This window comes from Mesorhizobium sp. M7A.F.Ca.MR.362.00.0.0 (genome assembly GCF_004023175.1).
Taxonomy (GTDB): domain Bacteria; phylum Pseudomonadota; class Alphaproteobacteria; order Rhizobiales; family Rhizobiaceae; genus Mesorhizobium.
On sequence record NZ_RZTF01000435.1, the window covers coordinates 1 to 5,141 of the forward strand.

Genomic DNA, 5,141 nt, shown 5'->3' on the forward strand with positions numbered 1-5,141 from the left:
CTATGCTCCTATAAGCCTCGATGGATCCTAACCCTCGGGACTCCTTGCGGATCGCGGTCGGCCCATGTCGACTTCCGCCCAGATGATACGCCGTTCCAAGGTCGAACGGGACGCCGACGATAGCGATATCAGCCTCACCAGCCTGCTCCATGGGCAGAGCTCGACTCCGCATGAAGGTGGCCATTTCTGCGAAGGGCAGTGTTTGGCCGTCATCCGCAGGCACAAAATCTCTAATAGTGTTCGTCATGCGAGGCTCCCCTCAATATCGCTGCGATCTGGCATGTTGTCGTTTGATGCAACAAAAACCAGGCATTGGCGAGAGCCAGCGCTGATTGCTTGCGTGCGTTCAGCGATTTCGCGGGCAGCGCGCTTCGCCAATCAATGTAAGGCACAGTCATGTGATTCCAACTTTCCTGATGGTGATGGTGACAGGGCGCCATCGTCATACCAGCTCCGATGCTTCGAGAGTCCGGGGACCGAGTGTACCCGTAAAGAGTGAGATCGGCGGGTGCGCATCGGGATCGCTGATGACCTCGATGAGCACTGGGGCGTTTGAGGATAGAGCGCGGTCGAGGGCAGGTCCAAATTCGTGCGGATTTTTTACCGTGACCGCTTCGCAGCCGCAGGCCCTGGCCAAAGCAGCATGGTCGACGGGGCCGAAGTGGCAGGCTGTCGTATAGCCCCCAAACTTTACGGTCTCGGCATCTTTTTGGTAGCCGAGCACACCGTTGTTAAGAATGATAACGATGAGGTTGATCTTGGACCGGACGAGCGTTTCGAGTTCCGCCCAGCTATGGGCGAACCCACCGTCTCCGACGAGTACGACAACAGGGCTGTTGGGCCTCGCCAGCTTGGCGCCCATGCCGAGCGGCAATCCCGACCCGAGACCTGCTAAGCCGCGCGGGGTGATGAACCGCTGGCCTGAGCGAAGTCCGCGGAGCTGGCCGACAATCCACATTGAAGAGTAACTGGCATCTGCTACTATAATGGCTTCCGGTGTCATACGAGATTGCAGATCGCGCATGATCCGTTCCGGCCTCAACGGCGTCTGGTTACTCCCGCTGAAGATGCTGCGATCCTGCTCGAATTGCGCCCAAGCTTCGGCGATTCGACGAACGAGCGACGCCTTCTTGACCGAGCGGTTGGTGAGATCCTCCGACCGAAGCGCGGCGGTCAGGGCTTGAATTGTAGTGGCAATATCTCCCACGAGGCGAATCGACTCGTAGTTTCTGCCGATCTCGCAAGGATCAATGTCGAGGTGTACGACCGTCGCCGTTGAAGGAATGGAACGCCAGCTATCGGTTCCGTTCTGGTTGGTCCTGGTGCCAACGAAAAAGACGAGATCTGCCTCATCCATGATGGCGCGGGCCCGATAGCCGAGAGATCTTGGGCCATTCAGTGCCCCGAGTACTCCGCATGTCAGGGGCGCGCGCTCATCGACAGCGCCTTTTCCCATGTTCGTTGTGAAGACGGGCAAATGGGCCGTGCTCTGCAGCTCTGCGAGCGCCTCGCTCGCAGCCGGCGAAACCGCCCCGCCTCCTGCTAGAATGACGGGCGATTCGGCGCGAGCGATCGACTTGGCCACCGCTGCGAGCGCCTCGTCGCTCGGGCGGATAGGATCAAGGGGCCACTTGCCGTATTTTCCTGTCCGGCCGCGGTGGCCAGCCGAAACATTCTCGCGAAGCAAGTCAGCCGGAAGCATGAGCACAGATGGCCCAGGCCGGCCACTGGCGGCCGCTATGAAAGCGGAGTCGACATAGTCCTCAATCCGGTCGGCCGTTATCACCCGCCGCGTCCATTTGGAGCAGGCCGAGAAGAGGGCAATGTGATCCAGTTCCTGAAATGCGTTTCGGTCGACTTGATGGCGCTCAACCTCCTGCACCAAAGCAACCACCGGAATGCTCGCCTTGAACGCTTCGGAGAGCGGAGGGACGAGCAACGCTGCGGCCGGCCCGTTTTGTGCACACACGACTCCGACTCTGCCAGATATACGAGAATAACCGTCGGCCATCGCCCCGCCCATATTTTCCTGCCGGTACGCGATCTGCCGGATTCCGATTTTTTCGCAGGCCAGAACTACCGCCGACGGAAGGCTCTGGGCAAATATCAATTCGACGCTGTTGCGTCGCAGTGCTGCTGCAATCCGTTCGGCTACAGTTTCCACGACACTGTCTCCATATTCTTGATATCTGCAGCGTGTTCTTTGAGGAAGAGACAAAACAGGTCGGATATCGTGTCGACCTCAGTCTCTCCCATCGGTGTTGACAGGCACGCGGTAGCCCCATTCGGCAAAAGGGCACCGTGCCGGGAAAAAAAGCGGGAGAGCGCTCTACGGACGCCATTTTGGCGTGCATTGGTTGCCATGTCCCTGAACTCACGCGGTTTCCGCCGCGTCGGATGAATTCGAAACAGGGAGCCGGCTCCGGTCACTGCAAACGGAGCATCGCGTTGGGCAATAATGTCGGTGAGGTTGGCCCGTAGGCGGTCGCCCAGACTGTCGAGACGAGCGAACGCTGCTTTGTCCAAAGCGCGCATTGCGGCGATGCCGGCGACAATCGATAGTGGATTGGCCGAGAACGTTCCACCCTGTGGCAGCAGAGGGCGACCGGACTTGGCGCTGAAGACCTGCATGACCTCCTCGCGTCCTCCGATCGCGCCGATGGGCATTCCACCGCCGATTATCTTGCCCATAGTGATCAGGTCGGGTTTGAGCCCGTATCGCGCCGATGCGCCGTGATAACCCTGGCGCAGGTTCAGCACTTCGTCAGCGATGATGAGCACGCCGTGATGGCGGCAGAGCCGATGCAGCGCCTCGAGGAAGTCCGGTTTGGGCGCTATTAAGCCAGCCTGGCTCGGCATCGGATCGATCAGGACCGCGGCGATCCGACGCGCGTGGGCGGCGAGGCTCTTCTCAAGCAGGACTGTGTCATTGAAGCGCAACACAAGCGTCTCTTGCAGGACGCTTTCAGGCATGCCTTTGTAAAAAGGTACAGAGACCGGATCGTCGGGAGGGCCCCAGTTCTCTGGGATCGCCGACTGGCTGACTTCGGCCCAGTCATAGGCGCCGTGGTAGGCACCCTCGAACTTGGCGATGCCTGCCTTTCCGGTGAACGCTCGCGCCGCCTTGATGGCGAACATGACAGCTTCAGTGCCGGTATTTACAAATCGAACGCGATCAACGTTCGGAATCCGCTCACAAAGGATGTTCGCCAACTCGATTTCCACCTGCGTCGGATTGGCGAAGCAACTGCCGCTTGCTAGCTGCAGATAGACTGCATCAACGACAGGTTTGAAAGCGTGGCCGTGGATGAGGGATGTGAAATTACCGTTCAGATCAAGATAGCGGTTTCCGTCGATATCGAAGAGATAAGCCCCCTCGCCTCTTTCCATGTACAGCGGAATTGGATCACGTTCGATCGTTACCCGGCTCGTACCGTCCGGAAATACCGACAGTGCGCGTGCGAAAGCTTTCTCCGACCTTCTCAACGCCGGAATCTTGTGCCGAACTTCTTCATTTGATCGCATGGCCATATGCCCTTCTCTCAGATATTATCGCTAAACCCTTGGAAGTCGAATGAAGACTTGAGGGTTTGGCGCTTTCTTCCATCTGGTTCGCATCGATTGATGGCACCTGGTTGTACCGAAGGGCTCTACAAACTCCTCCGCTGAATCGTCATCATCCCCTCAGAAGAGGGTCGGTCCCATATCGGGCTTGTCGGTTGTTTCGGCCACGTTTTCCAAGATGCAATCGCACAAACGCTCTATCTCGCTGATCCCATGATCCGCCGTAATGCACACTCGAATCCCCGCCTTTCCTTGTCCGACCGTGGGGAAGAACGTCACCGACGTATAGAAGCCCGCGTCGAGAAGCTCCCTTGCAATTGCAATCGCCTTGGCCTCCGATCCGATCGCGATCATTCTGATCGGAAGTGAATTACCTTGCTCGGCAGTTGAGACACGACGATCAAAGAGGTCGATGCGTTGCGCCAATCGCCTCTGCCGCTGGCCGAGTTCTGCCGAGCGGTGAATCTTGCACGATCCAAGCGCCGCACCAACTGACGCCAGATTGGCGGCCGCTGAAAACGCATGGGGAATGGAATAGCGTCGAAAAAGTGCCTCTTGCTCGGCTGTTCCGAGCATCAACATGCCGCCCGATGCGCCGAATCCCTTGCCCAACGAGGCTGCTATGATCGTGCGGTCATCCAGCACTTGCGGAAACTGAGAGCGTGCAAATCCTTGTCCTTGGCTACCGAACAGCGATATGCCGTGAGCATCGTCGATATAGAGAAAGAGCCCATAGCGTTCTTGCAGCTGCCGCAGTTCTTTGATCGGCGCATTGCCTCCCATCGAGTAAACACCGTCGCAAACATAGGCAACCACCGGATTTTCACGGCACAAGCGGTCGAGAGCGTCGATATCGTTGTGTGCAATTGTTTCCACCCGGGTTTCATCAGCGACCACCGGCTTGTGATAGGCGAGCGAGATGTGCGCAGTGCGATCGAACACAACGACCGGCTTTCTTCCGCCTGTCAATTCGCCCGAAGCTAGGATGGGCATCGCGCCCAGATTGGCAAGCATAACAGAGGAAAAGGCGAGCACGCGCGCGCAGAACATCTCTGACAGGGTTGCTTCAAGCTCTCCCAGAAGATCAAAATTGAGACGCGTTCGTGCGCAGGACCAATGCAATGACCGATGCGCCTCAATCGCCTCGATCGCGCCAGAGACGACTACCGGATGATTGTCAAGGCCCAAATAGGAACATCGCACGAAATCAATTACCTGCGGTCGAGCGTCAAGCGGCCCGGGGCCCAAAAGAAATGTGCGTCCCGTCGTGGAACGTCCCTGGACGGCCATGAGACCGTTCGCGTGGGCCGCATCGAAATAGGGCCTGCTCTTGTTTAGCACGTAGGTGGTGTTCCGGAAGCGCCCGGCCGGGCGACCACCATCCGATGGGGCGATCCGCTGTTGCATTTCATTCTCCTTCTAATCTGCCAAGATAGTATCCGACGGCGTTGTTACGTTGTTCAAGTTCACGGTGCGTTGGGGTCGGCGGGCGGGTGACCCGCACCAGGGTACGCCGAGGACAAGTGCTTGTGTTCTTAAGGGGCCGCAGATCATTCATGTTCGCCAAGGGTCGGAAA

The 5,141-nt window shown here is 58.0% G+C and carries 4 protein-coding genes; all 4 read right to left on the minus strand.

Annotation, left to right across the window (positions count from 1 at the left end; all coding sequences use genetic code 11):
* The coding region (locus EOC06_RS32275) for an arginase family protein (RefSeq protein WP_206631298.1) at positions 1–247 on the minus strand (247 nt) is incomplete at its 3' end.
* Positions 248–442: 195 nt separating this feature from the next.
* On the minus strand, positions 443–2,164 hold the full coding sequence (locus EOC06_RS32280; RefSeq protein WP_128309692.1) for an acetolactate synthase catalytic subunit: 1,722 nt from the start codon (positions 2,162–2,164) through the stop codon (positions 443–445).
* A complete protein-coding gene (locus EOC06_RS32285) occupies positions 2,152–3,531 on the minus strand; it encodes an aspartate aminotransferase family protein (protein ID WP_128309693.1) in 1,380 nt (459 codons plus the stop codon). The genes EOC06_RS32280 and EOC06_RS32285 overlap by 13 nt, the downstream gene beginning before the upstream one ends.
* 153 nt (positions 3,532–3,684) lie before the next feature.
* On the minus strand, positions 3,685–4,971 hold the full coding sequence (locus EOC06_RS32290) for an aminotransferase class I/II-fold pyridoxal phosphate-dependent enzyme (RefSeq protein WP_128309694.1): 1,287 nt from the start codon (positions 4,969–4,971) through the stop codon (positions 3,685–3,687).
* Positions 4,972–5,141: the final 170 nt, after the last annotated feature.

Bases quoted from the DNA above. Each gene is read 5' to 3' on its own strand.
- EOC06_RS32285 (WP_128309693.1), bottom strand. From the start codon at position 3,531: ATGGCCATGCGATCAAATGAAGAAGTTCGGCACAAGATTCCGGCGTTG.
- EOC06_RS32290 (WP_128309694.1), bottom strand. From the start codon at position 4,971: ATGCAACAGCGGATCGCCCCATCGGATGGTGGTCGCCCGGCCGGGCGC.